Source organism: Labrys sp. WJW (assembly GCF_001676615.1).
Lineage (GTDB): Bacteria > Pseudomonadota > Alphaproteobacteria > Rhizobiales > Labraceae > Labrys > Labrys sedimenti.
The window spans coordinates 1-312 of record NZ_LYXZ01000113.1 but is presented as its reverse complement, the minus strand read 5'-3'; the positions used below and the strand labels follow the sequence as shown (position 1 = coordinate 312).

Sequence of the window (312 nt, the reverse complement as noted above, 5' to 3'; positions counted from 1 at the left end):
TCGGCCGGCACGCTGTAGGTCGTCTTCAGATAGTTGCGGAAGCCGTCCGCCACCGGCTCGAGCACGGCAAAGGACTCCACATCCGTCTGCTCCTGGCTCGCATCGGTACGGCCCGGGGTGAAGGGAACCGCCACGTCCTGGCCGGCCTTGCGGGCCGCCTGCTCGACCGCGGCATTGCCGCCCAGCACGATCAAATCGGCCAGCGAGACTTGCCTGCCACCGGCCTGCGCCGCGTTGAAGCCCTGCTGGATCTCCTCCAGCACGCCGAGCACCTTGGCCAGCTGCGCCGGCTGGTTGACCTCCCAGTCCTTC

At 68.6% G+C, this 312-nt stretch carries 1 protein-coding gene; it reads right to left on the bottom strand.

Features of this window, described 5'->3' with window-relative positions:
* Positions 1 to 312 (bottom strand): peroxidase family protein (locus tag BA190_RS34845; RefSeq protein WP_305773782.1); only part of this gene is annotated, 312 nt, incomplete at both ends.